22 protein-coding genes are annotated in these 22,653 nt (G+C 71.9%); 16 read left to right on the top strand and 6 right to left on the bottom strand.

Annotation, left to right across the window (positions count from 1 at the left end):
* The first annotated feature begins 31 nt into the window (after nt 1-31).
* Nucleotides 32-943 (top strand): LysR family transcriptional regulator, encoded by a 912-nt coding sequence (locus tag KHC27_RS08005; RefSeq protein WP_213337251.1) that lies wholly within the window; start codon nt 32-34, stop codon nt 941-943.
* A 24-nt stretch (nt 944-967) separates the two neighbouring features.
* On the opposite strand, the gene KHC27_RS08000 is transcribed toward KHC27_RS08005, so the two are convergent.
* Entirely contained in the window at nt 968-1,987 is a 1,020-nt protein-coding gene (locus KHC27_RS08000; RefSeq protein ID WP_213337249.1) for an AraC family transcriptional regulator, read from the bottom strand.
* A 270-nt stretch (nt 1,988-2,257) separates the two neighbouring features.
* Between KHC27_RS08000 and KHC27_RS07995 the strand changes: the two genes are divergently transcribed.
* Nucleotides 2,258-3,688 (top strand): DUF1254 domain-containing protein, encoded by a 1,431-nt coding sequence (locus tag KHC27_RS07995; RefSeq protein WP_213337246.1) that lies wholly within the window; start codon nt 2,258-2,260, stop codon nt 3,686-3,688.
* A gap of 12 nt (nt 3,689-3,700) precedes the next feature.
* Complete coding sequence (locus KHC27_RS07990) at nt 3,701-4,543, top strand: hypothetical protein (protein ID WP_213337243.1); 843 nt, start codon at nt 3,701-3,703, stop codon at nt 4,541-4,543.
* Nucleotides 4,544-4,652: 109 nt separating this feature from the next.
* Here KHC27_RS07990 and KHC27_RS07985 read toward each other — a convergent pair whose 3' ends face one another.
* The gene (locus KHC27_RS07985) at nt 4,653-5,597 is read right to left on the bottom strand and encodes a LysR family transcriptional regulator (protein ID WP_213337240.1); all 945 of its coding nucleotides are present in this window, start codon (nt 5,595-5,597) and stop codon (nt 4,653-4,655) included.
* A 218-nt stretch (nt 5,598-5,815) separates the two neighbouring features.
* Between KHC27_RS07985 and KHC27_RS07980 the strand changes: the two genes are divergently transcribed.
* Nucleotides 5,816-6,241: a DoxX family protein gene (locus KHC27_RS07980; protein WP_213337238.1), complete on the top strand. Its 426-nt coding sequence runs from the start codon at nt 5,816-5,818 to the stop codon at nt 6,239-6,241.
* Nucleotides 6,242-6,346: 105 nt separating this feature from the next.
* Here the strand turns inward: KHC27_RS07980 and cls are convergent, their stop codons facing one another.
* Nucleotides 6,347-7,792: a cardiolipin synthase gene (cls, locus tag KHC27_RS07975; protein ID WP_213337235.1), complete on the bottom strand. Its 1,446-nt coding sequence runs from the start codon at nt 7,790-7,792 to the stop codon at nt 6,347-6,349.
* 365 nt (nt 7,793-8,157) lie between these two features.
* Between cls and KHC27_RS07970 the strand changes: the two genes are divergently transcribed.
* Nucleotides 8,158-8,718, top strand: coding sequence for a c-type cytochrome, methanol metabolism-related (locus KHC27_RS07970; protein ID WP_246519736.1), 561 nt, complete (start codon nt 8,158-8,160; stop codon nt 8,716-8,718).
* Nucleotides 8,719-8,752: 34 nt separating this feature from the next.
* Here the strand turns inward: KHC27_RS07970 and KHC27_RS07965 are convergent, their stop codons facing one another.
* From KHC27_RS07965 to KHC27_RS07955, 3 genes are read right to left on the bottom strand one after another with little or no spacing between them, the layout of a single operon-like run.
* Nucleotides 8,753-9,415, bottom strand: coding sequence for a response regulator transcription factor (locus KHC27_RS07965; RefSeq protein ID WP_213337232.1), 663 nt, complete (start codon nt 9,413-9,415; stop codon nt 8,753-8,755).
* Nucleotides 9,412-10,938: an ATP-binding protein gene (locus tag KHC27_RS07960; RefSeq protein ID WP_213337230.1), complete on the bottom strand. Its 1,527-nt coding sequence runs from the start codon at nt 10,936-10,938 to the stop codon at nt 9,412-9,414. The genes KHC27_RS07965 and KHC27_RS07960 overlap by 4 nt, the downstream gene beginning before the upstream one ends.
* A complete protein-coding gene (locus tag KHC27_RS07955) occupies nt 10,935-11,564 on the bottom strand; it encodes a hypothetical protein (RefSeq protein ID WP_213337228.1) in 630 nt (209 codons plus the stop codon). Before KHC27_RS07955 ends, KHC27_RS07960 begins: the two co-directional genes overlap by 4 nt.
* 447 nt (nt 11,565-12,011) lie before the next feature.
* Between KHC27_RS07955 and KHC27_RS07950 the strand changes: the two genes are divergently transcribed.
* The 11 genes from KHC27_RS07950 to KHC27_RS07900 all read left to right on the top strand — a co-directional run bounded on the left by KHC27_RS07950 (nt 12,012) and on the right by KHC27_RS07900 (nt 22,623).
* A complete protein-coding gene (locus tag KHC27_RS07950; RefSeq protein WP_213337226.1) occupies nt 12,012-13,916 on the top strand; it encodes a methanol/ethanol family PQQ-dependent dehydrogenase in 1,905 nt (634 codons plus the stop codon).
* Between the two features lie 149 nt (nt 13,917-14,065).
* Entirely contained in the window at nt 14,066-14,974 is a 909-nt protein-coding gene (gene moxJ, locus KHC27_RS07945) for a methanol oxidation system protein MoxJ (protein WP_343210862.1), read from the top strand.
* Nucleotides 14,975-15,065: 91 nt separating this feature from the next.
* Nucleotides 15,066-15,644 (top strand): cytochrome c(L), periplasmic, encoded by a 579-nt coding sequence (gene moxG, locus KHC27_RS07940; RefSeq protein ID WP_213337224.1) that lies wholly within the window; start codon nt 15,066-15,068, stop codon nt 15,642-15,644.
* Between the two features lie 95 nt (nt 15,645-15,739).
* On the top strand, nt 15,740-16,054 hold the full coding sequence (locus KHC27_RS07935) for a methanol dehydrogenase [cytochrome c] subunit (protein ID WP_213337222.1): 315 nt from the start codon (nt 15,740-15,742) through the stop codon (nt 16,052-16,054).
* A gap of 285 nt (nt 16,055-16,339) precedes the next feature.
* Complete coding sequence (locus KHC27_RS07930; protein ID WP_213337220.1) at nt 16,340-17,368, top strand: AAA family ATPase; 1,029 nt, start codon at nt 16,340-16,342, stop codon at nt 17,366-17,368.
* Complete coding sequence (locus KHC27_RS07925; protein ID WP_246519735.1) at nt 17,365-18,327, top strand: DUF58 domain-containing protein; 963 nt, start codon at nt 17,365-17,367, stop codon at nt 18,325-18,327. Before KHC27_RS07930 ends, KHC27_RS07925 begins: the two co-directional genes overlap by 4 nt.
* A 1-nt stretch (nt 18,328) precedes the next feature.
* Nucleotides 18,329-19,387: a nonribosomal peptide synthetase MxaA gene (locus tag KHC27_RS07920; protein WP_213337217.1), complete on the top strand. Its 1,059-nt coding sequence runs from the start codon at nt 18,329-18,331 to the stop codon at nt 19,385-19,387.
* Nucleotides 19,387-20,466 carry a vWA domain-containing protein gene (locus KHC27_RS07915; RefSeq protein ID WP_213337214.1) on the top strand — a complete coding sequence of 360 codons (1,080 nt, stop codon included), beginning with the start codon at nt 19,387-19,389 and terminating at the stop codon, nt 20,464-20,466. The genes KHC27_RS07920 and KHC27_RS07915 overlap by 1 nt, the downstream gene beginning before the upstream one ends.
* Complete coding sequence (locus tag KHC27_RS07910) at nt 20,463-21,086, top strand: hypothetical protein (protein ID WP_246519734.1); 624 nt, start codon at nt 20,463-20,465, stop codon at nt 21,084-21,086. The genes KHC27_RS07915 and KHC27_RS07910 overlap by 4 nt, the downstream gene beginning before the upstream one ends.
* The gene (locus KHC27_RS07905; RefSeq protein ID WP_213337212.1) at nt 21,083-22,099 is read left to right on the top strand and encodes a vWA domain-containing protein; all 1,017 of its coding nucleotides are present in this window, start codon (nt 21,083-21,085) and stop codon (nt 22,097-22,099) included. Before KHC27_RS07910 ends, KHC27_RS07905 begins: the two co-directional genes overlap by 4 nt.
* Nucleotides 22,096-22,623: an SRPBCC family protein gene (locus KHC27_RS07900; RefSeq protein WP_213337210.1), complete on the top strand. Its 528-nt coding sequence runs from the start codon at nt 22,096-22,098 to the stop codon at nt 22,621-22,623. Before KHC27_RS07905 ends, KHC27_RS07900 begins: the two co-directional genes overlap by 4 nt.
* The last annotated feature ends 30 nt before the right edge of the window (nt 22,624-22,653 follow it).

The following is a 22,653-nucleotide window of genomic DNA, read 5'->3' as shown; positions in this document are numbered from 1 at the left end:
GGAGAACGCCTCCCGCATTTCGGGAGGTTTCATGGACCGGTTCGACGCGATGTCGGTGCTGCTGGCGGTGGTGGAGGCCGGCAGCCTTTCCGGCGGCGCGCGGCAGCTTCGGGCGCCTCTCGCCACGGTGAGCCGCAAGGTCGCCGATCTCGAACGGCATCTCGGCGCCCGGCTGGTCACCCGCACCAGCCGCGGCCTGACCCTCACCGACGCCGGCCGCGCCTTCGTCGCCGCGTCGCGGCGCATCCTCGGCGAGCTGGAGGCGGCGGAGCGGGAGGCCGCGGGCGACTATGGCGCGCTGCGCGGCGCGCTGCACGTCACCGCGCCGGTGGCCTTCGGCCAGCGCCACCTGCTGCCCGTCGCGCTGGATTTCCTGCGGCAGCAGCCGGAGATCAACCTGCGGCTCACCCTCGCCGACCGGCAGGTGAGCCTCGCCGAGGAGCATGTCGACGTCGCCCTGCGGATCGGCCATCTCGCCGACAGCGCGCTGATCGCGATACGGGTGGGCGCGGTGCGCCGGGTGATCTGCGCCAGCCCCGGCTATCTCGCCCGCCACGGCGTGCCGCGCCAGCCCGAGGACCTTGCCGGGCATGACGGCATCAGCTTCCAGGGCTTCGCCGTCGCCCCGGAATGGCGCTACCGCCGCGACAGCGCCGCCTTCGCGGTGGAGCCGCGGCCGAAGCTCGCCGTCAACACCACCGAGGCGGCGGTCCAGGCCGCGCTGGCCGATCTCGGCATCATCCGCGTGCTGTCCTATCAGGTGAGGGAGGAGGTGCGCGCCGGGCGGCTGCAGGTGCTGCTGGCCGATTTCGCGCCGGAGCCGCTGCCGGTCAGCCTCATCCACCTGCCGGCCGAAGGGCTGCCGCCCAAGGTCCGCTGCTTTCTCGACTGGACCGTGCCGCGCCTTCGGGCGGCGCTGGCCCGGCTCGAGGCCGAGGGCTGAGGCCGCGGGGACCGGGCGCCGCCGTCAGGAGGCCGGCCCGTCCTGCTGCTGTTCGGCCCGCCATTGCGACGGCGCCATGCCGGTCCAGCGGTGGAAGGCATGGTCGAAGGAGCTGTTGGCGGAATAGGAGAGCGCCTCCGCGATGCGCCCGACCGGCAGGCGGGTGAGGGCGAGAAGCTCGCGCGCGACGGTGAAGCGCACCTCGTCCTTGATCGCCTCGAAGCTGGTGCCGACCCGGGCGAGATGCCGGGCAAGCGTGCGCGGCTGGAACCCCAGCTCGCGCGCGACCGAATCGCGGTCGGCTTCGTCCAGCATGAGCCGGGGCCGAAGGGTGTGGCGCACCTGCGCCGCGATGTCTTCGAGGTCGCCGCGCACCATTGTCCGGATGGCGGCGCGGAGCTGCAGCCGCCGGGTGGGGTCCGCCCCCGGCAGCGGCAGGGCCATGTCGCGGCCCGCGACGACGAGGCCGGTCTGCTCCTGGTCGAAGCTGATCGCGGTCTTCAGCAGGCTGCGGTAGAGCGCGGGATTGTCCGGCGGGCCGACGCATTGCAGCGCCCGGACCGGCTGCGCCTTGCCCCCGCTCAGCGACCGCACGAGGTTGCAGCCCATGGCGACGACGAGATCGTACACCTGGCGGTCGCGGCCGGCACCGGCATCGTAGAGGCCATAGCCGATGATGGCGTCGTCGCCGCTGCGCTGGAGATAGGCCACCGCGCCGCGGGAATAGCCGAGCTGCAGCCCGACATAGTCGCGCAGCGCCTCGCCCAGGGTGGGCGCGCAGGCCATCATCTCCCCGATGATCCCCAGCGCCCGGTGATCGTTGCGGGCGCCGAGAAGCAGGCCGAGATGCGGGCAGCGCGCCAGGCGCGCGCTGTGCTCGATCAGCCCGGCGAGGGCGGGAAAGGGGAGGCGGGCCTCCGGCTGCAGCGCCTCTGGCGTGAGGCCGGAGCCGGCGAACGCCTCCTCGAGGCTCACCCCCAGTTCGCCGAGAAGCGCCGGCAGCTCGGCCACCGGCCCCACGCGCTGGGAGGGGACATTCTTCAAAATTGCGAACTCCTGTCCTCTAAAGGCAAGCGACAGAGTTTTTCATAAGTTATCCCTCTACCGTCCCGCAAGTCATTCTTACAAGATCGTTCTGCTTGGGATCACCTAGATCGACCGTCGTCGCAGCCGGCACGCCGCTGTTGTGTCTTCGCGTCCGCATGATGATCGTTAGGAAAACGACACAATTCCACAGAGGTTTCGCGCCTCCCGCCTGCGCAAAACCTTGCTGTGTGCCTGCATTGTTTGGAAACGCCCGTAAGGAAGCCTGCCATGACGATCTCGCGCCGTGCCCTGCTGATGGGGGGTGCCGCACTGGCCACCGCCGCCACGGCCCGTGATGCCCTCGCCTGGGACGGGCCGCTTTACGATCTCGCCGAGGGAACCGAGGAGTTCGCCGTCGCCTCCGACGCCTATGTGTTCGGCTATCCCCTGGTGACGATGGAATATACCCGGCGGGTGATGACCAATGTCGCCGCGACGCAGGCCATGCGCGCGCCGATGGGCACCCTCATCAAGGCGCGCGCCTATCCCGACGCGGCGTTCCGCGACGTGACCGCGCCGAACGCCGACACGCTGTACACCACCGCCTTCTTCGATGTCGGCGCCGAGCCCTGGGTGGTCAGCATCCCCGACATGAAGGGCCGCTATTTCCTGCTGCCCTTCCTCGACGGCTGGACCAATGTGTTCCAGGTGCCCGGCTCCCGCACCACCGGCACCGGCGCGCAGACCTTCCTCGTCACCGGCCCGGGCTGGAGCGGCACGGTGCCGGACGGCATGGTGCAGCTCAAAGCCCCGACCAGCATGGTCTGGATGCTCGGCCGCATCTACTGCACCGGCACGCCGGAGGACTATGCCGCGGTCCACGCCCTGCAGGACCAGTTCAGGCTGTTCCCCCTCAGCGCGCTCGGCAAGGACTACATCCCGCCGGCCGGCAAGGTCGACCTCTCCATCGACATGAAGACCCCGGTGCGCGACCAGGTGAACGCGCTTTCGGCGGCGGACTACTTCACCCTGCTCGCCGAGCTGATGAAGACGAACCCGCCCGCGCTCAAGGATGCGCCGGCACTGGAGCGCTTCAAGGGCATCGGTCTCGTGCCGGGCCAGAGCTTCGACGCCAAGGCGCTCGACAAGACCTGGGACAAGCGGCTGCCGCAGCTCTCCTTCGACCGCATCATGCTGCACTTCAAGTTCAGCGACGGGGATGTGAAGGACGTCAATGGCTGGGGCTACACCACCAAGGCTGGTGTTTACGGCACCGACTATCTCCAGCGCGCGCTGATCACCGCCATCGGCCTCGGCGCCAACCGCCCGCAGGACGCGGTCTATCCCACCTCGCTGAAGAACAAGGACGGCAAGACCTACAGCGGCGCGAGCAGGTATCAGCTTCGCTTCGCCCCCGGCCAGCTGCCGCCGGTAAAGGGCTTCTGGTCGCTGACCATGTACGACGCGAACATGTTCTTCGTCGCCAACCCGATCAACCGCTATTCCATGAGCATCCGCACCAATCCCAAGCTGGAGGCGGACGGCTCGCTGGTCATCTATATCCAGAACGAGAGCCCGGGCGCGGACAAGGAGGCCAACTGGCTGCCGGCGCCGAAGGACCGCTTCAACCTCATGCTCCGCCTCTACTGGCCGGACGAGAACGACCCCTCGATCATCGACGGTTCATGGGTCATTCCGGCCGTGACGAAGGTGGGGTGAGGTGACGGCATGATGGACGGCACTTCTCATCGGCGCTTCTTCTCACCGGCAGCGGGGGCTCTCGCGCTCGCGCTGGCCGGGCTCGTCGCGGCGGGTCCTGCCGGCGCGGCCGACCTGTCGAACCCGGCGGCGATCCCGGTCAAGGCCGACCCCGCCGCGGCCGCGGCGCCGGCCTCCGACTGGCGGTTCCAACTGACGCTCTATGGCTGGCTCACCGGGCTGAACGGCGATATCGGCGTGCGCGACCGGCCGACGGTGCCGCTCGACGCCAGCATCTCCGACGTGCTGAAGAATCTCGACGGCGCGGTGATGGGCTCGTTCCTCGCCCAGAACAGCCAGTGGCTGTTCATCGCCGACCTGGTGCTGGCGCAGCTCTCGCACGACGACACCTTCGGACGCCGCGGCGAACTCAACGCCGACGCCACGCTCACCCAGACCATCGCGACCGGTGCGGTCGGCTACAAGCTGCCGATCGGGGTGGCCAACCTCGATCTCGCCGTCACCGCCGGCCTGCGCTACGTCCAGCTCTCCACCGATCTCGACGTGACCTTGTCGGGCCACGACTTCGCCTGGTCGAGGTCGGATTCGGAACAGTGGGTCGATCCCACCGTCGGCTTCGTGCTGCAGTGGGCGATCACCGACCGCTGGTACCTCAACGCGATGGCGGATATCGGCGGCTTCGGCGTGGGTTCTCAACTGTCCAGCACCGGCTATGTCGGCGTGGGCTATCTCTGGACCACGTCCATCTCCACCGCGATCGGCTACCGCTATCTCTACGAAGACTACGAGAATGGCGGTTTCCGCTACAACGCCACGATGCACGGCCCGACCGTCAACCTCGGCTGGCGGTTCTGAGCCCGGCGCCGGCGAAGTCTCTTTGCCGGCGCAGCGTCCGCCTTCCCCGTCGCCGGCATGCGCCCGGGAGTGCCGGCCGGGGCTCATGGCCTGACCGGCAGCGCCCGGGTCATGGCCGTCGGCCGGCCGGACTACGGTCCGCCGGGCGCCTGTCTTCCACGCACCCGCCGCCGAATCCGTCGGGGCCGGCGAGGAAATCGAGGAAGCTGCGGGTCTTTGCCGGAAGAAAGCTGCGGTCGGGGTAGATGGCCGAGAGGGGCGCGGTGATCGCCGGCTGGTCCGGCAGCAGCCGCTCCAGCACGCCGGTGTCGAGGTCCCGCTGCACCACCGGCTGGGGTATGATCAGCAGGCCCATGCCCTCGATGGCGGCGAGATGCAGCAGGGCTTCGTTCGCGCTCCGCAGGACCGGTCGCAGGCGGATTTCGGTGGCGCCGGGGCCGCTGCCGAGCCGCAGCCGCCCGGTCGTGGTGACCGGGGTGTAGGCGAGGAAGGGCGCGCCGTTGAGGTCGCGAAGGCTGGCGGGCCGGCCGATGCGGTCCAGCAGCGCCGGCGCCGCGACCATGTAGAAGGCGATCTCCGCCAGCCGCCGGGCGACAAGCCCCTCCTGCAGGGCGAGGCTGACGCGCAGGGCGAGGTCGTAGCCGTCCTCGACGAGATTGACGTGCTCGCCGCTGAGGTCGATGTCCAGCGTCACCTCGGGGCAGCGCTGGCGATAGGTCGCCAGCATGCGGGCGAAAGCCGGGTTCGCCATCCACACCGGCAGGCTCACCTTCAGGCTGCCGTGCGGGGCGAGGGCGGTCTGCGAGATTCGCGCCCCGGCCTCGTCCAGCCCCTCCAGCAGCGGCCGTACCCGGTCGAGATAGATCGCCCCGGCCTCGGTGAGGCTGACCTTGCGGCTGCTGCGGTTCAGCAGCCGGGCGCCCAGCCGCGCTTCCAGGTGCTGCACATGTTTGCTGGTCATGGCGGCGGAAAGCCCGAGCCGCTCGGCCACGGCGACGAAGCTCCGCGCCTCGGCCACGGCGGCGAACACCCTGAGGCTCAGCAACGTGTCCATCCGTCTCCCGGGGCGCATCGGCGGGCGCGGCTCCCGCCCCCGGAGAGCCTGCGTCATCCTCCGGCGAGAGGCAAGATCGAGGCGCACGAGCCGGCCATCATCAACCCGGAGGAAAGGGTGCATCGCCTGTCCCGCCGATGATCGGGCGTGAGGTGCCCGTTAACCTCCGGCCATCCCAGCATCGCGGCCGCCGCGCCGCCGCCCTCCGAGGAACCACCATGAGCCTCATCGCCCCCACACCCTCCGCCGCCTCGCGCGGCTGGAACCTCGCCCTCTGGATCGGCCAGCTCGCCCTCGGCCTGCTCTATCTCATGGGGGTGTGGATGCACCTCGCGCTCTCGCCGCAGCAGATGGCGGCGATGGGGGCGGTCTGGGCGCTCGGCGCGCCGCTGGCGCTGGTGCGGTTCATCGGCGTGATGGAGCTGCTCGGTGTCCTCGGCCTCATCCTGCCCGCCGCGACCCGCATCCTGCCGGGCCTGACGGTGTGGGCGGCGGCCGGCCTTCTGGCCATCCAGGCGCTGGCGATTCCGTTCCACATCCTGCGCGGCGAGGTGGCGCCGCTGCCGTTCAACCTGGTCTATGTCGCGCTGTGCCTGTTCGTCCTCTGGGGCCGGACCCGCAAGGCGCCGATCGCGCCGCGCTGAACCGCGCGCGGAACGGTCGGTCCGGAGCCCGGGCCGCCGCGCGCCGTTCCCGGGCGGTTCCGGCCCCGCCGGCGCCATGGCTGCCCGCCGTCGCGCCGCCGCCGGCTACAGCACCGGGCCGAGCATGGCGATGGTGTTGTTCCAGAGCTGGCGGCGGCGGCTCAGCTTCGTCACGTCCGCGACGTCCAGCGGCAGCGCGGCGTCGAGGAAGACCTGCTGGCGGGCGCGCAGGACGCGGGTGAAGGCCTCGTCGTGCAGCAGGATGTTGTTCTCCGCGTTCAGCTCGAAGCTGCGGCGGTCCATGTTGGCGGAGCCGATCAGCGCGGTGGTGCCGTCGAGCGTCAGCGTCTTGGCGTGCAGCAGGCCGCCGACATATTCGCGGATCTCGACCCCGGCCTCCATGAGCTCGCGGTAATAGCTCCGGCTGGCGGCCGCCACGATCCAGGAATCGTTGCGGCGTGGAAACACGATGGTGGTGGCGACGCCGCGCCGGGCGCTGGCGCAGAGCGCGGCCTGGATCGGCTCGTCCGGCACGTAATAGGGGGTGGTGATCACCAGCTCGCGCCGCGCCGCGTTCATCAGCGCGACGAAGGTCTCGGGCATGGCGGAATAGCGCACGCCTGCGCCCGAGCCGATGACCTGCGCGACGAAGCCGGGCTCGGCCGGCGGCAGCGGCTCGGCGAACAGGGGCGAGAGGTTCTCCGGGCTCTGCGCCATCCAGTTGCTGGCGAAGAGGTGCTGGTTCTGCCGCACCACCGGCCCCTCGAACCGCGCCATGATGTCGACCCAGGGCGCGAAGCGCGCCTTCACCGCGAAGGCGGCGTCGGCGCAGTTCTGGCTGCCGCAATAGGTCACGGCGTTGTCGATCACCACGATCTTGCGGTGGTTGCGCATGTCGATGCGGCCCTTGAAGGGGCGCAGCAGCGGGTTGCCGATCGGCAGCGCCGCCGCCAGCCGCACCCCGGCCGCCGCCATGTCGCGCCAGTGCGGCGAGCGGATCAGCGCGCGCGAGCCGAGGTCGTCGGCCATCGCCCGGCAGGTCACGCCGCGGGCGGCGGCGCGCTTCAGCGCCTCCACCACCTTCAGCCCGTTGCCGTCCGCCAGCCAGATGTAGAACAGCACGTGCACGCTGGTGCGGGCGGCGTCGATGTCGGCGACCATCGCCTCGATGGCGGCGGCGGAGTCCGGCAGCAGGCTCGCCCGGTTGCCGCCGACCGGCAGGTAGTGGCTCACCGACTGCCCCACCCGGAACAGCGGCACGAACCGGTCGGGAATCGCCGCCTCCGCCCCGGCGCCCGCCACCTCGCCCGCCGGCGGCAGCGCGGCGAAGGCGGCGCGCAGCCGCTCCACCCGGGCGCGGCCGAGATTGACCTCGCCGAACAGCACATAGGAGATGACGCCCACCACCGGCGTCAGCGCGATGACCAGCACCCAGGCGAGCCGCGAGGCCGGCTCCCGGTGCGGGCGCAGCAGCGCGCGGACGATGAAGAGAAGCTGCAGGCCGGCATGGGTGGCGAACAGCAGCCAGGTCAGGAGGGTGGAATCGGGCATGTCGGGGAGGGGGTGATGGGCCAGGGGCGGCGCATTAAAGCATGTTCGCCCCGCGAAACCACGCGCCCGCCTCGCCTCATGCCGCCGCCCCGCGCCACCGCCCTGCGCCACCGCCCCTCGCCACCGCCCCTCGCCGCCGCGACCCGGTGGCGTGACCCGGCGGCGCTACCCGGTGGTGCTACCCCTCGCCCCGTGCGCCCGTGCGCCCGCGCGCGCCCGGCGGCGAGGAAAAGCCCGCGGCGGTCGCGGCGCGGGGGGAGGCGGCCGGCCCGATCGGGAGTAGAATGCGCCGGGAGCCGGCCGTCGCGCCGGCCGGAAAAGCGGCCACGGGCGGACCACGCCCGGGCGACGTGGGAGGATGGGTGATGCAGGAATGGCGCCGCCACATGATCGGGCTCGCCGCCCTGGTTCTGCTCGCGGCGGCGCCGCGGGCGCTGGCCGATGCCGCGGCCGATGCGCCGCCGCCCGGTGCGGCCGCCGACCCCTCCGGCGATCCCGCCGCGGTCGGCGACACCGACGGGGCCTATACCGACCGCGCCGGCAACCCGACCTTCCGCATCGCGCCGGACGGCACGGTCGACTGGTACACCGGCGTCGGCTACACCCAGTACACCGCCAACTGCATGCAGTGCCACGGCCCGGACGGGCTCGGCTCCACCTTCGCGCCCTCGCTGGTGGGCGCGCTGCAGGTGCTGGACCACGCCGCCTTCGTCGACACCGTGACCAATGGCAAGCAGAATGTCAGCGCCAGCCAGGAGCTGGTCATGCCGGCCTTCGGCCGCAATCCCAATGTGATGTGCTACCTCGACGCCATCTATGTCTATCTGCGCGCCCGCGCCGATGGGGCGGTGGAGCGCGGCCCGCCGCAGAAGGTGGCGCCGCGCCCGCCGGGCTACAGCGCGACGGTGGACGCCTGCATGGGGTGAGCGGCGGCCGGCCCCGTCGTCGGCCGCCGCGGCCTCACCCCCGCCCGCCGCGGGAAAGGCTGGCCGGCGAGGACGTGACGTACTGGATCGAGCGGCGGATCAGCTCCGGCAGGCTAGTGGCGCCGAGCTTGGCCTTGAGCTGCGAGCAGGTGTTGGCCACCGTCTTGTAGCTGATGCCCAGCTCCTCGGCGATCTGGCCGTAGGAGCGGCCCTCCGCCAGCAGCGAAAGGGTCTGCAGCTCGCGCGGGGTGACGTCGGCGAGCGCTGTGCTGCCGGCGGTCCGGCCCAGCAGGGCGACCTGCATCGCCATGTCGTGGCTCATATAGGGCTGGCCGCGCCGCACCCGCTCGAACGCCTCCAGCAGCCCGCCGGAGGAGGTGTCCTTCAGCACATAGCCATTGGCGCCGGCCTCCAGCGCCCGGCTGGCGATCACCGGGTCGCCATGCATGGAGAAGACGAGGATGGGGGTGCGCGCGCTCTGGCTGCGCAGCCGCCGCACCAGCAGCAGGCCGGAAAGGCCGTTGCCCTGCAGGGCGAGGTCGACGATCACCATGTCCGGCCGCTCGCGGCGGAACTGGCGGTAGCCGCTCAGCACGCTGTTCGCGGTCAGCACCCGCTCGACCCCGGCGTCCTCCAGCAGCCGGGCGCAGCCCTGCAGCACGATGGGGTGGTCGTCGATCACCAGCACGCTGGTCATGTCGTGGGCTCCCGGGTTGCGGTGTCGAAGCCGCCGGCCTCGGCGGGTATCTCGAATTCCACGCGGGTGCCCGGCGTGCCGGCGGCGATGCGCCAGCGCCCGCCCAGCGCCGCCACCCGCTCCTCGATGCCGATCAGCCCATAGCCGGCGGCGCTGTCCGGCCGGAAGCCGACGCCGTCATCCTCCACGGAGAGGCGCAGCCAGGGCCCCTCCGCGCCGGCGAACTCCTCCAGCCGCACCCTCACATGGCTCGCCCCGGCGTGGCGAACCGCGTTGGTGATGGCCTCCTGGGCGCAGCGATAGGCGGTGAGCCCGACACCCTCCTCGTGGATGCGGCTGCGGTCGCCGGCCTCCAGCGTGAAGCGGTGCTCGGGGGCGCTGCGCTCGAAATCCGCCACCAGATCGGCGATGAGGTCGCAGAGGGGGACATGGCCGAGCGCCATCGGCCGCAGGCTGCGCAGCAGCCGGCGGTTCAGGGTCTGCATGCGGTCGACGATGGCGCTGGCGTCGCCCGCCCGGTCGCGCAGCCGCTCGCGCAGCCCGGCCCCGGCGTCGGCGGCGAGGCGGGCGATCGAGTCGAGATTGGCCCGCACCCCGAACAGGCAGGGGCCGAGCTCGTCGTGCAGATCGGCGGCGACGCGGCGGCGCTCGTCGTCCTGGGCGGTGACGAGGCGGCGGTTGAGCCGGGCGGTGTCGTCCCGCGCGGCCTGCAGCGTCACCGCCAGCGCGTTGAACCGCCGGGTGAGGGCGCCGAACTCGCGCACCCGCGGCGGCGGCAGCCGGTGGCGGTAGTCGCCCGCCTCCAGCGCGCCGAAGCCGGCGGCGAGATCGCGCAGCGGCGCGAACAGCCGGCCGAGCGCGAGATAGAGCGCGGCGAGGATGACGAGGCTCACCGTGCCCGCCAGCACGGCGAGGTCGGACATGTCCTCCCACACCTCGGCGATCTCGTCGGCGCTCTCCCCGGAGATGATGACCCGGCCGAGCCAGGTCACGCCCTCATGGATCGGGATTTCCCGCACCATGGGCGGGATGTCGACCAGGCGGACGAACCAGCCGGGCACCTGCGCCGCCGCCGAATCCCGCGCGGGGTCGGCGGCCTCGTCGTCGCCCTCCGCCCGGCTGTCGGCATTGGGGGCGACGTCGAGGCTGCGCCCGCCCGCCGTCTCGATGCGGATGCGGACATGGCGCAGCCCGCCGATGTGGAAGGGCAATTGCTCCAGCGAGGCGCTGGCCCCCTCCCGCGCGCTGATCCGCTGCACCGTGCTCTCGACGAAGCGGGCGGCGATGGCGAGCGAGGCCGCCATCTCGACATTGGTCGCCCGCCGGGCATTGGCGATGACGAGGGCCGCGGCGCCGATCGCGGCCAGCGCGTTGATGGCGAGGAACACCGCCAGCACCTGGAAGCGCAGCGAGCGGGCGCGCCACAGCCGGCGGGCGACGCCGGCGCCGGCCGGAAGGCCGTCGGCGTCCGGGCGCAGGGCCTGCCCGTTCGGCGTCCGCCCGTCCAGCGTCCGCCCGTTCATGGCCGGGCCGCCGGCGCTGCCGGCGTCGCCGGAGCGGGGGCCGCCGGCGCTTCGGCCGGCTCCGGCCACAGGATGGAGCGGGCGCGGGGCACCGTGCCGGCCAGCGCCGCCAGCGCCCCGCCGTGGTCGAGGCCCTGCAGCCGCAGATTGTAATAGTGCTGGCATAGCGTGCCGAAGCCGGCGCGCGAGCCTTTCGGCGCCAGCGCGGCGAGATCGTGCACCAGTGCCTGCGTGCTCGCGGCGAGGCCCTTTTCCCGCAGCATCGCCTCGAGTTGCACCGCGCGGTTGGCGATCATCCGCCCGCTCTCGTCGAACCGGGCGTCGGCCTCTGCCAGCAGGTCGCGCCAGCGGGCGACGGCGGGGTCGCTCTCCGGCAGGTCGCGGCCGGCGGCGCGGCTGGCGAGCCAGCGCGCAGGGCTGGCGGCCTCGCCGCTGTCGAGCCGGGTCCGGCGGGCAAGGCCATCGGCGGGCGGCGGGGCGACCTTTTCCAGCGCCGGGGCGGGCGCGGCCGGCGCCTCGGCGGCGGGGCTCGCCGCGGGCGGACGGGGCTCGTCCTCGCCGCAGCCGGCCGCCGCTACCGCGAGCGCGGCGGCGAGGCCGCGTAGGGCGAGAGGTGTCATCTTCATGTTTACTTAGAATGTTCTTATCAATTACGAAGCGGTCGATCGTGCCGCACCTGGATTATTGGTGACGACTTCGCCGCACGAGCGCAAGCGGCGGGAGCCTTTCCCGAGCGGAAAAACCGCCAAGTCGCCGAAAATCCACGATAATTTATACCCCCTACCGGCCCGCTCCGCTGCGGAACAGGGAAAACTTCCCGGTATCTTGCCGCAACTTCCCGGTTCTAATTGCCGGGCTTGCCGCAGACACGGGCCGCCGGACGCGCAAACTGTGCGCACAACAACGCCAATATATACTTAGATCTTCATAAGAAATCCCCGCCGCCCGAACAGCTCCACCCGCCGCGATGCGGCGGTGGGCTGCGGTCCGGCGGGGCATAACAGCCCGCGCCGCATCCCGCCCAGCGGGACGGACATGGGTGTCCTGGGACTGGAAACGCGAGGGAAGTCAAGATGAACCGACTGACGTCTTCGGTGTCCGCGCTGTCGCTCGTCGTCGCGCTCGGCGCGGCGGCTGCGCTGACCTGCGGCATCGCGCCGGCGCACGCCAACGACAAGCTCGTCGAGCTGTCGAAAAGCACCGACAACTGGCCGATGACCGGCAAGAACTACAGCGCCAACAACTACAGCGAAGCTGACCAGATCAACAAGCAGAACGTGAAGAACCTGAAGGCGGCGTGGTCATTCTCCACCGGCGTGCTGTCGGGCCATGAGGGCACGCCCCTGGTGGTTGACGGGGTGATGTATGTCCATTCGCCCTTCCCCAACACCACCTTCGCGCTCGGCCTCGACGATCCCGGCCACATCCTGTGGCAGCACAAGCCCAAGCAGAACGCCACCGCCCGCGCGGTCGCCTGCTGCGACGTGGTCAATCGCGGCCTCGCCTACTGGCCCGGCAACGGCAAGGTCGGCCCGCTGATCATCAAGACCCAGCTCGACGGCAATGTGGTCGCGCTGAAGGCCGACACCGGCGAGGAATACTGGAAGCTGGAGAATTCCGACATCAAGGTCGGCTCCACCCTCACCATCGCCCCCTATGTGGTGAAGGACACCGTGCTGATCGGCTCGTCCGGCGCCGAGCTCGGCGTGCGCGGCTATGTCACCGCCTATGATGTGGTGACCGGCGCGCAGAAGTGGCGCGCCTACGCCACCGGCCCGGACAACGACGTCCGCCTCGCCGACGACTTCAACAGCGCCAACCCGCAATACGGCCAGAAGGGCCTCGGCCAGGCCACCTGGGAAGGCGAGGCGTGGAAGATCGGCGGCGGCACCAACTGGGGCTGGTACGCCTTCGACCCCGACACCAACATGTTCTACTACGGCTCGGGCAACCCGGCGCCGTGGAACGAGACCATGCGCCCCGGCGACAACAAGTGGACCATGACCATCTGGGGCCGCGACATCGACACCGGCATGGCCAAATTCGGCTACCAGAAGACCCCGCACGACGAATGGGACTATGCCGGCGTCAACGTCATGATGCTCTCCGAGCAGAAGGACAAGACCGGCAAGCTGCGCAAGCTGCTGACCCACCCCGACCGCAACGGCATCGTCTACACGCTCGACCGCACCAATGGCGACCTCGTCTCGGCCGACAAGATCGACGACACCGTGAACTGGGTGAAGCAGGTCGACCTCAAGACCGGCCTGCCGCAGCGCGACCCGGAATACGGCACCCGGATGGACCACAAGGGCCGCGACATCTGTCCCTCGGCCATGGGCTACCACAACCAGGGTCATGACAGCTACGACCCGCAGCGCCAGACCTTCTTCATGGGCATCAACCACATCTGCATGGACTGGGAGCCCTTCATGCTGCCCTACCGGGCGGGCCAGTTCTTCGTCGGCGCGACGCTGAACATGTATCCCGGCCCCAAGGGCGACCGGCAGAAGTATGAGGGCCTCGGCCAGGTGAAGGCCTATGACGCCATCAACAACAAGTACAAGTGGGAGGTGATGGAGCGCTTCGCGGCCTGGGGCGGCACCCTCGCCACCGCCGGCGGCGTGATGTTCTACGGAACGCTGGACGGCTTCATCAAGGCCCGCGACAGCGACACCGGCGAGCTGCTGTGGAAGTTCAAGCTGCCTTCCGGCGTCATCGGCCACCCCATGACCTACACCCACAAGGGCGTGCAGTACGTCGCCATCTATTACGGCGTCGGCGGCTGGCCGGGCGTCGGCCTGGTGTTCGACCTGAACGATCCCACCGCCGGCCTCGGCTCGGTCGGCGCGTTCAAGCAGCTCCAGCACTACACCCAGATGGGCGGCGGCGTGATGGTGTTCTCGCTCGACGGCAAGGGTCCCTATGACGACCCGAACCTCGGCGAATACTCCACCCTCATCAAGACCGGCGGCTGATCCCGCGAACCGCCCGCCGCCCGCCGCCGCTCCCCCGGCGCGGGCGGCCCCTTCTCCGCATCGAGGCCGGCCCCGCCCCGGCGGCGCCGCGCCCTGCCGGACCCGTCCGCGCCCCATCCGCGGCGGGCCGCACCGAGAGGAACACCACCGTGACCCACGCGCTTTCCCGCTTCTGCCGCCGTGCCGCCGCCGGCCGCGCGGTCGGCGCGCTGGCCGCCGGGCTGCTCGCCGCCGCGCCCGTCGCGGCCGGTGCCGCCGGCACCGGCGTGCCCGCCTCGCCCGGCGCCGCCCGCGCGCCCGGCGCGCTGCGCATCTGCGCCTCCAATGTCGAGGCGCCGTTCTCCGAGAAGGACGGCTCCGGCTTCGAGGACCGCATCGCCGAGGTGCTGGCGAAGGCGATGGGCCGCACCGCGGTGTTCGTCCGCACCGACCAGCCCGGCATCTATCTCGTGCGCGACCTGCTCGACAAGAACGCCTGCGACGTGGTGATGGGCGTCGATGTCGGCGATCCCCGGGTGCTGGTCTCCCGGCCCTATTACCGCACCGGCTACGTGATGGTGACCCGGGCCGACCGCAACATCACCGCCACCCGCTGGGACGACCCGCAGATCCAGGGCATGAGCCGCTTCGCGATCCGCTTCTATTCCCCGGCGGAGACCATCGTGAAGCGCCTCGGCCGGTTCGAGGACAACGCCGCCTACATGTACTCGCTGGTGAATTTCAAGTCGCGACGCAACCAGTGGGTGCAGGTTCCGGGCGATCGCCTCGTCAGCGAGGTGGCGGGTGGGGAGGCCGAGGTCGGGCTCGCCTTCGCCCCGGAGGTCGCGCGCTACGTCAAGACCTCCACCACGCCGCTGCGCATGACGGTGATCGCGAACGACCTCGACCAGGGCGAGGGCCGGCCGACCATTCCGCTGCACTACGACCAGGCGATCGGCGTGCGCAAGGACGACACCGCGCTGATGGCCGAGATCAACGCCGCGCTGGAAACGGCGCGCCCCGGCATCGAGGCCATCCTCACCGAGGAAGGCATCCCGCTCCTCAAGCCGAACAGCTGATGCCGGCCGGCGGCCGCCGCGGGGGTGCCCGCGACCCGTCGTGGCCGCCGCCGCCCGATCGCAGAGATCCCCGAGAGGTCCCAGAGGTCCAATGAGAAAAACCCTGCTCCGGACGGCCGCCGTCCTGCTTGCCGTCGGAACGCTCGGCTGGGGTGCCCACGCCACGCTGATGTTCACCAACACCGTGACCGGCCAGCCGCTCGACCTGAACGAGGCGCCCGAGGAGGGCCGCGACACCCGGGCGGTGAAGACCTTCCTCGAAACCGGCACGAACATCTACAACGAGGACAAGATCTGCCTCGCCAAGGGCCATGAGCTGTTCCTCTCCATGTGTTCGGGCTGCCATGGCCACTATGCCGAGGGCAAGATCGGGCCGGGGCTGAACGACAGCTACTGGACCTACCCGAAGAACGAGACCGACCAGGGCATCTTCGAGACCATCTTCGGCGGCGCGCAGGGCCAGATGGGCCCGATGTACGGCGCGCTGAACCTCAACGAGATGCTGCTGGTGATGGCGTGGATCCGCCACCTCTACACCGGCGATCCCCAGACCGCGACCTGGCTGACCGAAGCCCAGCGCAAGGAGTTCAAGCCCTTCAACGCCACCTCCACCCACATCGAGCCGTCGGATGTGATGCCGCCGGAGTGCGGCGGCGCCAAGCCCGACTGAGCCGGGCGGCGCCGGACGGCCCGGGCCGCAGCGGCCCGGCACCACGAAAAGAGCGTCCAGAAGCGACGTCCCGAGGAAACGATCAGGAGCACATGATGAGCATCACCACGCGCCGCGCCGTCCATTCCCTCCTCGCCGCCACCGTTGCCGGCGGCCTCAGCCTCGGCCTTGCCGGCGTTGCCGCCGCCTATGACGGCACCACCTGCAAGGCGCCGGGCAATTGCTGGGAACCCAAGCCCGGCTATCCCGCGCAGGTCGCGGGCTCGAAATACGATCCCAAGCACGACCCCAAGGAGCTGAACAAGCAGTCCCAGTCGATCCAGGCGATGGAAGAGCGCAACGCCCGGCGGGTCGAGTATTTCCAGAAGACCGGCACCTTCGTCTACGACGTCAGCAAGATTCCGAACTGAGCTTGGCCGGACCCACCTGTGCCGCCGGCGCTCTCCGGCCCGGCGACGCGTTCCTCCGGGGTTTCCCGGTCTGGTGGGCACTTGGCGCGGCCACGGGGGAGCCGGTCTCCCGGCCGTGGCCGCGCCCTTTACCGGCAGGCGCCGCAAGCCCGGCCCCTGCGGCGCACCGGCGCCGCAAACCCGCCCTGCGGCGCCTGCGCCGCAAACCCTAACGACAGGGCGCACAGGCGCCGCAACGCCGACCGCAGGCCGCCGGGCCGCCGGCCGCAGCAGGGAGAGGCGCGCATGCGCGTGATCCGGGAGATGGAGCCGCTCGGCGACTGGCGCGCCCGCGCGCTGGCCTTCGAGCGCGAGGTCGGCAAGGCGGTGCTGGGTCAGGCGCGGGTCATCCGCCTCATCACCATCGCCACCTTCGCCCGCGGCCATGTGCTGCTGGAAGGCGATGTCGGCGTCGGCAAGACCACCCTGCTGCGCGCGGTGGCCCGCGCCATCGGCGGCGCCTTCTCCCGCATCGAGGGCACCATCGACCTGATGCCGGCCGATCTGGTCTACCACGCCCATCTCGGCGAGGACGGCCGGCCGCGCATCGACCCCGGCCCGCTGCTGAAGCAGGCCGGCGATCTCTCCATCTTCTTCTTCAACGAGATCAACCGCGCCCGCCCGCAGGTGCATTCCCTGCTGCTGCGGCTGATGGCGGAGCGCTCGGTCGCCGCCTTCAACCGCGACTACGTCTTTCCCCATCTCCAGGTCTTCGCCGACCGCAACCGGGTCGAGCGGGAGGAGACCTTCGAGCTGCCGGCGGCGGCCCGCGACCGTTTCCTCATGGAGATCGAGGTCGGCATGCCGCTCGGCGCCGAGGACCGCCGCCGGCTGATCTTCGATCCCCGCTTCCACGACGTCGACGCGCTGGTTGGGACCGTGGCGGAAGGCGTGCTCGATCCGGCGGGGCTGGAGAAGGTGGCCCGCGCCATCCAGGCCGGCATCCATGCGAGCCCGGTGCTGGAGGTCTACACCACCGCGCTCTGGGCGGCGCTGCGCGATCCCGCGGCGGCCGGCGTGGTGGTGCCCGGCGTCGACATGGCGCGGCTCGTCGCCGGCGGCGCCAGCCCGCGCGGCATGTCCTATCTCGTGCGCGCCGCCCGGGTGCGGGCGTGGCTGGAAGGCCGCGACATGGTGGTGCCGGAGGATCTGCGCGCGGTGTTCCCCGAGGTGATGGCGCACCGCATCTTCCTCGACCCGGTCTATGAGCTGAGGCGGGGGGAGATCGTCGGCGAGCTGATCGCCCAGGTCTTCGCCCGGGTGCCGGCGCCATGAGGGGTGCCGGGGGTGTCATCACCCGCTTCCTGAGAGGCGGCGGCGGTGGCGCGACCGGCGCCACCCCGGCGCGGGGTACGCCGGGGCCGTCCCCGGCGGCGGGTTCCGAGGCGCGGCGGGAGGCGGTGGGCCAGCTCGCCTATGCGCTGCGCTGGCGCCCGCGCGGCGTGCACCCCGGCGGCCATGCCGGGGCGGGGGAGGGCGGGGAGGGCGCCTTTCGCCGCCATGCCGAGCTGCTGCGCAGCCCCGATCCGCGCCGGCTCGACGTGCTGGCCTCGCTGCGCGACCCCTTTGGCGGGCTGCATGTGCGCCAGTTCTCGCCCCGGCGGGCGATCACCGTGGCGGCGCTGGTCGACACCTCCGGCTCGATGGGCTTCAACGCGACGCTGCCGGGGCCGGCGGCGGAACTCTGCGCCCTGCTGGCCGACGCCGCGCAGGCCATGGGCGACAGCTTTGCCCTGCTCGCCGCCGGGCCTGCCGCCCGGCCGGAGCTGGACCTGCCGCCGACCCGGCGGCGCGGCCTCGGCGCCGAGGTGCTGCGCCGGCTGCGCGGCGCGCCTGCCGCCGGCACCGGCAGCGACGGGCTGGCGGAGGCCGCCGGCCGCCTGCCGGCGCGGCGCAGCCTCGTCTTCCTCATCTCCGATTTCCTCATGCCGGAAGAGGCGGTGGAGCGGGTGCTCGCCGCGCTGTGGCGGCACGAGGTGGTGCCGGTGGTGCTGCGCGACAGCGCGACGCAGGCCGGCCTGCCGCGCTGGGGCCTCGTCGATCTCGCGGACCTCGAAACCGGGCGCAGCCGGCTGGTGCTGCTGCGCCCGGCGCTGCGGGCGCGCTGGCAGCGCGCGGCGGCCGAGCGGCGGGCGGCGCTGGAGGCCCGGTTCCGCCGCCACGGCGCCCGTCCGTTCGAGCTGGTCGACCGGTTCGACCCCGAGGCCTTCGCCCGCCACCTGCTGGGGGGCTGAGATGCGCGCGCGGTGGCTGCCCTGCCTGATCGCCGGCCTCCTCGCCGGGCCGCTCGCCGCGGCCTTTCCCGCTGCGCCGGCGCGGGCCCAGGTCGACACCTCGCGGGACACCGGCACGGGCGAGGAGGCCGCTCCGGCACCCGCCGGCGAGGCGGCGCCGGCCCCGGCTGCCGGCGGCGGCGTGCGCGCGGTCGATCTCTACGCCCCGCGCGCCTTCGGCTATGTCCTCGGCGATGCCTTCTCCCATCAGGTCGAGATCGCGCTCGACCCCGCCTTCACGCTGGACGCCGCCGCGCTGCCGCGCCCGCGCGCGGTGACCTACTGGCTGGAGCTGCGCGAGGTCCGGCTGGAAGACCTCGGCCGCCACGACGGCGCCCGCCGCTACCGCCTCCACCTCGGCTACCAGACCTTCTACGCCCCGCTGGAGCCGAAGCGGCTGGAGGTGCCGGCGGTGATGCTCGCCGCCACCGACGGCACCCGCCGGGTCGAGGCCCGGGTGCCGGCGTGGTCCTTCCTCATGTCGCCGCTGCGCGAGGTGAGCGGGGCCGCCCCCGGCGAGGCGCTGCGGCTGCGGCCCGATGCCGGCGCCCGCCCGGTGCCGACCGGCGGGGCCCTCGCCCAGCTCGCCGCCGCCGGCGGGGCGGGCCTCCTCGCCCTCGCCGCGCTGGCCTTCCAGATGGGGTGGTGGCCGTTCCGGCCGGGGGCCTCCCGCCCCTTCGCCGCCGCCGCCCGGCGGGTGCGGCGCCGGCTGGACGCATCGGCCGGCGAAATGGACTCATCGTCCACCTCACCGCACTCATCCTCCTATGCCGCGGCGCTGCTGGAGCTGCACCGCGCCTTCGACGCCAGCGCCGGCCGGCGGCTGCTGGCGGACGACCTCGACGGCTTCCTCGCCGCCCGCCCCGGCCTTGCCGCCGCCGCACCGGAGATCCGCCGGCTGTTCGCCGCCTCGCGCCTCGCCTTCTTCGGAGAAAACATAGACATCGCAAAGACTTGCCTGCCGGCGGCGGAGCTTGGCGGCCTCGCCCGGCGGCTCGCCCGGCTGGAGCGGAGGGGGTGATGGTGCTTACGACGCTGCTGCCCGCCGGGCTCGGGGCCGAGACCCTTGGGGTGGATTATCCCCTTGTGTTGTTGGGGCTTTTCCTGTCCCTCCTGCCGCTCGTCGCCTCGCCGCTGGCGCGGCAGGGGGTGCCGGCGCTGGCGCTGGCGCCGCCGGACCGGCTGTCCCGCCTCGTCGCCGGGTCTATCCGCCTCGCCGGGATGCTGGCGATCGCCGCGCTGGTGCTGGCGCTGGCGGGCCTCCACCGCCGCGCCCAGTTGGTCGAGCGGGAGGGGCAGGGCGCCCATGTGGTGCTGCTGCTGGACCGCTCCTCCAGCATGGACAACACCTTCGCCGACCGCGCGCCTTCCGGCGACGTGGAGTCCAAGTCCTTGGCAGCAAAGCGTTTGCTGTCGGAGTTCGTGACCCGGCGGCCCAATGACCGGATCGGGGTGGTGGCGTTTTCCACCTCGCCCATGCCGGTGCTGCCGCTGACCGATCACCACGGCGCGGTGCTGGCCGCCATCGCCGCGATCGACCGTCCCGGCCTCTCCTTCACCGATGTCGGCCGCGGCCTCGCCCTCGCCTTGGCCAGTTTCGGCAGCGACAGCGACGAGGCTTCCCGCGCCGTGGTGCTGGTGTCGGACGGCGCGGCGCTGATCGACCGCAAGGTGCAGGAGGCCCTGCGCGACGAGGTGGCGCGCAACCCGGTGCATCTCTACTGGCTGTTCCTCCGTTCTCGTGGCGCCCGGGGCATCTTCGAGGCGCCGCCGCCCGGCGAGAATACCCCGCAGGCCAACCCGGAACGGCATCTTCATCTGTTTCTTCAAAGCCTTGGCGTGCCCTACCGGGCGTTCGAGGCGGGCAGCCCGGAGGCGGTCGGGCAGGCCATCGCCGAGATCGACCGGCAGGAAACCCGGCCTCTGCGCTACATCGAGCGGGTGCCCCGCCGCGACTATGCCCCGGCGCTGCTCGGCGTCGCCGCCATGGCGCTGGCGCTGCTGCTTGCCGCCAAGGCCGCCGAGCGGCCGCTGGCCCGCCGTCCGCAACCACTTGATTCCAATGAGGAACCCATGCGACCCCGGAGGCTCGCGGCATGAGCGCGTTCGCCATCGTCCCGCCGCCGCGCCCGGCTCGCCGGAGCCTGTCCCTCCCGCGCCCGTCGGTGCGCCGGTTCCTGCTCTGGGCGACGCTGGCGGTGCTGGCGGCGAGCCTGATCGGGGTCGGGACCGCCGGCTGGCGGCTGGCGCGGGCGGCGCGGGACAATGCCGCCATCGACGCGCTGGCCGCGGGCAGGGACCTGCCGCTCGGCCCGGCCGCCGGACCGGAGGCCGCGATGGCGCGCCTCCACTTCCTGCTGCTGCGCGGCCGGCTCGACGAGGCCCGCCCGGTGCTGGCCGCGGTGGTCGCCCGGGGCGCGCCGGCGCTGGCCGCGGCGGCGCTCTACGACACCGCAAATGCAAGGTTGCGCAAGGCGTTGGAGCATCTCGAGGTCGGCCAGATCGACGCGGCCATCCCGCTGGTCCGCCTCGCCAAGGACAGCTACCGCCGCGCCCTGCTGATCGACCCCAGCTTCTGGGACGCCAAGTACAATCTCGACATCGCCATGCGGCTGGTGCGGGATTTCCCCCAGCTCGACCAGGACGGCGAGGAGCCGCCGCCGGAGGCCGCCAAGCGGTTGTGGACCGACCTTCCCGGCATTCCGAAGGGCCTGCCATGAGCCGCCGCCTCAGCCGCCGCATCGGCCTCGACCGCCGGTTCGGACTGCTGCTGGCCGCGCTGGCCGCGACCTGCGCGGCCCTGCTGGCGCCGCGGATCGAGCGGCCGCGCAGCGCCCGCGACCTGCTGCTGGTGGTCGACATCACCGGCAGCATGAATGTGCGCGATTATACCGTGGATGGCCGCCCCACCTCCCGCCTTGAGGTCGCCAAGCGCGCGCTGCGCGACCTGCTGGCCGCCCTGCCCTGCTCGTCCCGGGTGGGCCTTGCCGTCTTCACCGAACGCCGCAGCTTCCTGCTGTTCGAGCCGGCGGAGGTCTGCGGCAACTTCGCCCCGCTCGATGCCGAACTCGCCGCGCTGGACTGGCGCATGGCGTGGGAGGGCGACAGCTACATCGCCCGCGGCGCCCAGTCGGGCTGGGAGCTGGCGCAGGCGGTGAGGGCCGACCTCGTCTTCCTCACCGACGGCCACGAGGCGCCGCCGGCGCCAGCGGCCGGCCTGCCGCCCTTCGAGCGCTCGGGGCCGCCGGTTCACGGCCTTCTGGTGGGCGTCGGCGGCCCCGAGCCGGCACCGATCCCCAAATTCGACGAGGATGGCCGCGAGACCGGCTTCTACGCCGAGGCCGACGTGCCACAGGAAAACCGCTCCGGCCCGCCCCCGGCCGATGCGGAGAGCCGCCCCGGCTACAACCCGCGCAACGCGCCCTGGGGGGCGGAGGCCGCCTCCGGCACCGAACATCTGAGCGCACTGCGCGAAGAGCATCTGCGCGCGCTCGCCGCCCAGCTCGGGCTTGGCTATGCGCGGCTGGAGTCGCCCGACAACCTGGCGGGTGCGGTGCTTGCCGCCACCGAACCTCGCCCGGTCCGGGCGCTCGTCGAGACCTACCCGCTGCCGGCCGCGCTCGCGCTGCTGGCGCTGGTGCTGGCCCATCTGATGCCCCTTGGCCGACGCGCAGCCCGTCGCTCCCACCCATCATCCCCGCCCGTCACCTCACAAGGAAACGCCCGCCCATGATCGAGAGGCTTCTCGCCGCCGTGCTGTTGACATTCGCCTGCTTCGCGCCCGCCGAGGCCCACGGGCCGACGCCACAGAAGGTGGAGGAGAGCGTCATCATTCCCGCCCCGCCGGAGGCGGTGTGGAAGGTGCTCGGCGCCTTCGGCGGCATTGCCGGCTGGCACCCGCTGGTGAAGCAGGCCAGCGCCACCGGCGGCGATGCCCCCGGCGCCGAGCGGGTGCTGACGCTGGCGACGGGCGAGATCACCGACGGGCTCGACGACTACAGCGCGGCCGAGCGGCGCTACGCCTATCGCCTGTCCAAGGAAAACATCGAGGCTCTGCCGGTGAGCTTCTACACCGCGGAAATCCAGGTGAAGGACGCTCCCGGCGGCAGCGAAGTCGTCTGGATTGCCCGGTTCTACCGCGCCGACACCACCAACGAGCCGCCGGATAACCTGAACGACGAGGCGGCCATCGCCGCCATGACGACCTTCTTCCGCGCGGGTCTCGAAGGCCTCAAGGCGAAGGTGACGGCGCCGTGAGGCCGCACACGGCGCGGCCTGTCCTACCGG

The organism is Ancylobacter lacus, from assembly GCF_018390635.1.
GTDB lineage: Bacteria > Pseudomonadota > Alphaproteobacteria > Rhizobiales > Xanthobacteraceae > Ancylobacter > Ancylobacter lacus.
This window is presented reverse-complemented; position numbering and strand designations above follow the sequence as displayed.

Excerpts from the sequence above, each read along its gene's own strand:
- KHC27_RS08005 (WP_213337251.1), top strand. The coding sequence starts at position 32 with ATGGACCGGTTCGACGCGATGTCGGTGCTGCTGGCGGTGGTGGAGGCC.
- KHC27_RS07995 (WP_213337246.1), top strand. The coding sequence starts at position 2,258 with ATGACGATCTCGCGCCGTGCCCTGCTGATGGGGGGTGCCGCACTGGCC.
- KHC27_RS07990 (WP_213337243.1), top strand. The coding sequence starts at position 3,701 with ATGGACGGCACTTCTCATCGGCGCTTCTTCTCACCGGCAGCGGGGGCT.
- KHC27_RS07985 (WP_213337240.1), bottom strand. The coding sequence starts at position 5,597 with ATGGACACGTTGCTGAGCCTCAGGGTGTTCGCCGCCGTGGCCGAGGCG.
- KHC27_RS07980 (WP_213337238.1), top strand. The coding sequence starts at position 5,816 with ATGAGCCTCATCGCCCCCACACCCTCCGCCGCCTCGCGCGGCTGGAAC.
- cls (WP_213337235.1), bottom strand. The coding sequence starts at position 7,792 with ATGCCCGATTCCACCCTCCTGACCTGGCTGCTGTTCGCCACCCATGCC.
- KHC27_RS07970 (WP_246519736.1), top strand. The coding sequence starts at position 8,158 with ATGCAGGAATGGCGCCGCCACATGATCGGGCTCGCCGCCCTGGTTCTG.
- KHC27_RS07965 (WP_213337232.1), bottom strand. The coding sequence starts at position 9,415 with ATGACCAGCGTGCTGGTGATCGACGACCACCCCATCGTGCTGCAGGGC.
- KHC27_RS07960 (WP_213337230.1), bottom strand. The coding sequence starts at position 10,938 with ATGAACGGGCGGACGCTGGACGGGCGGACGCCGAACGGGCAGGCCCTG.
- KHC27_RS07955 (WP_213337228.1), bottom strand. The coding sequence starts at position 11,564 with ATGAAGATGACACCTCTCGCCCTACGCGGCCTCGCCGCCGCGCTCGCG.
- KHC27_RS07950 (WP_213337226.1), top strand. The coding sequence starts at position 12,012 with ATGAACCGACTGACGTCTTCGGTGTCCGCGCTGTCGCTCGTCGTCGCG.
- moxG (WP_213337224.1), top strand. The coding sequence starts at position 15,066 with ATGAGAAAAACCCTGCTCCGGACGGCCGCCGTCCTGCTTGCCGTCGGA.
- KHC27_RS07935 (WP_213337222.1), top strand. The coding sequence starts at position 15,740 with ATGAGCATCACCACGCGCCGCGCCGTCCATTCCCTCCTCGCCGCCACC.
- KHC27_RS07930 (WP_213337220.1), top strand. The coding sequence starts at position 16,340 with ATGCGCGTGATCCGGGAGATGGAGCCGCTCGGCGACTGGCGCGCCCGC.
- KHC27_RS07925 (WP_246519735.1), top strand. The coding sequence starts at position 17,365 with ATGAGGGGTGCCGGGGGTGTCATCACCCGCTTCCTGAGAGGCGGCGGC.
- KHC27_RS07920 (WP_213337217.1), top strand. The coding sequence starts at position 18,329 with ATGCGCGCGCGGTGGCTGCCCTGCCTGATCGCCGGCCTCCTCGCCGGG.
- KHC27_RS07915 (WP_213337214.1), top strand. The coding sequence starts at position 19,387 with ATGGTGCTTACGACGCTGCTGCCCGCCGGGCTCGGGGCCGAGACCCTT.
- KHC27_RS07910 (WP_246519734.1), top strand. The coding sequence starts at position 20,463 with ATGAGCGCGTTCGCCATCGTCCCGCCGCCGCGCCCGGCTCGCCGGAGC.
- KHC27_RS07905 (WP_213337212.1), top strand. The coding sequence starts at position 21,083 with ATGAGCCGCCGCCTCAGCCGCCGCATCGGCCTCGACCGCCGGTTCGGA.
- KHC27_RS07900 (WP_213337210.1), top strand. The coding sequence starts at position 22,096 with ATGATCGAGAGGCTTCTCGCCGCCGTGCTGTTGACATTCGCCTGCTTC.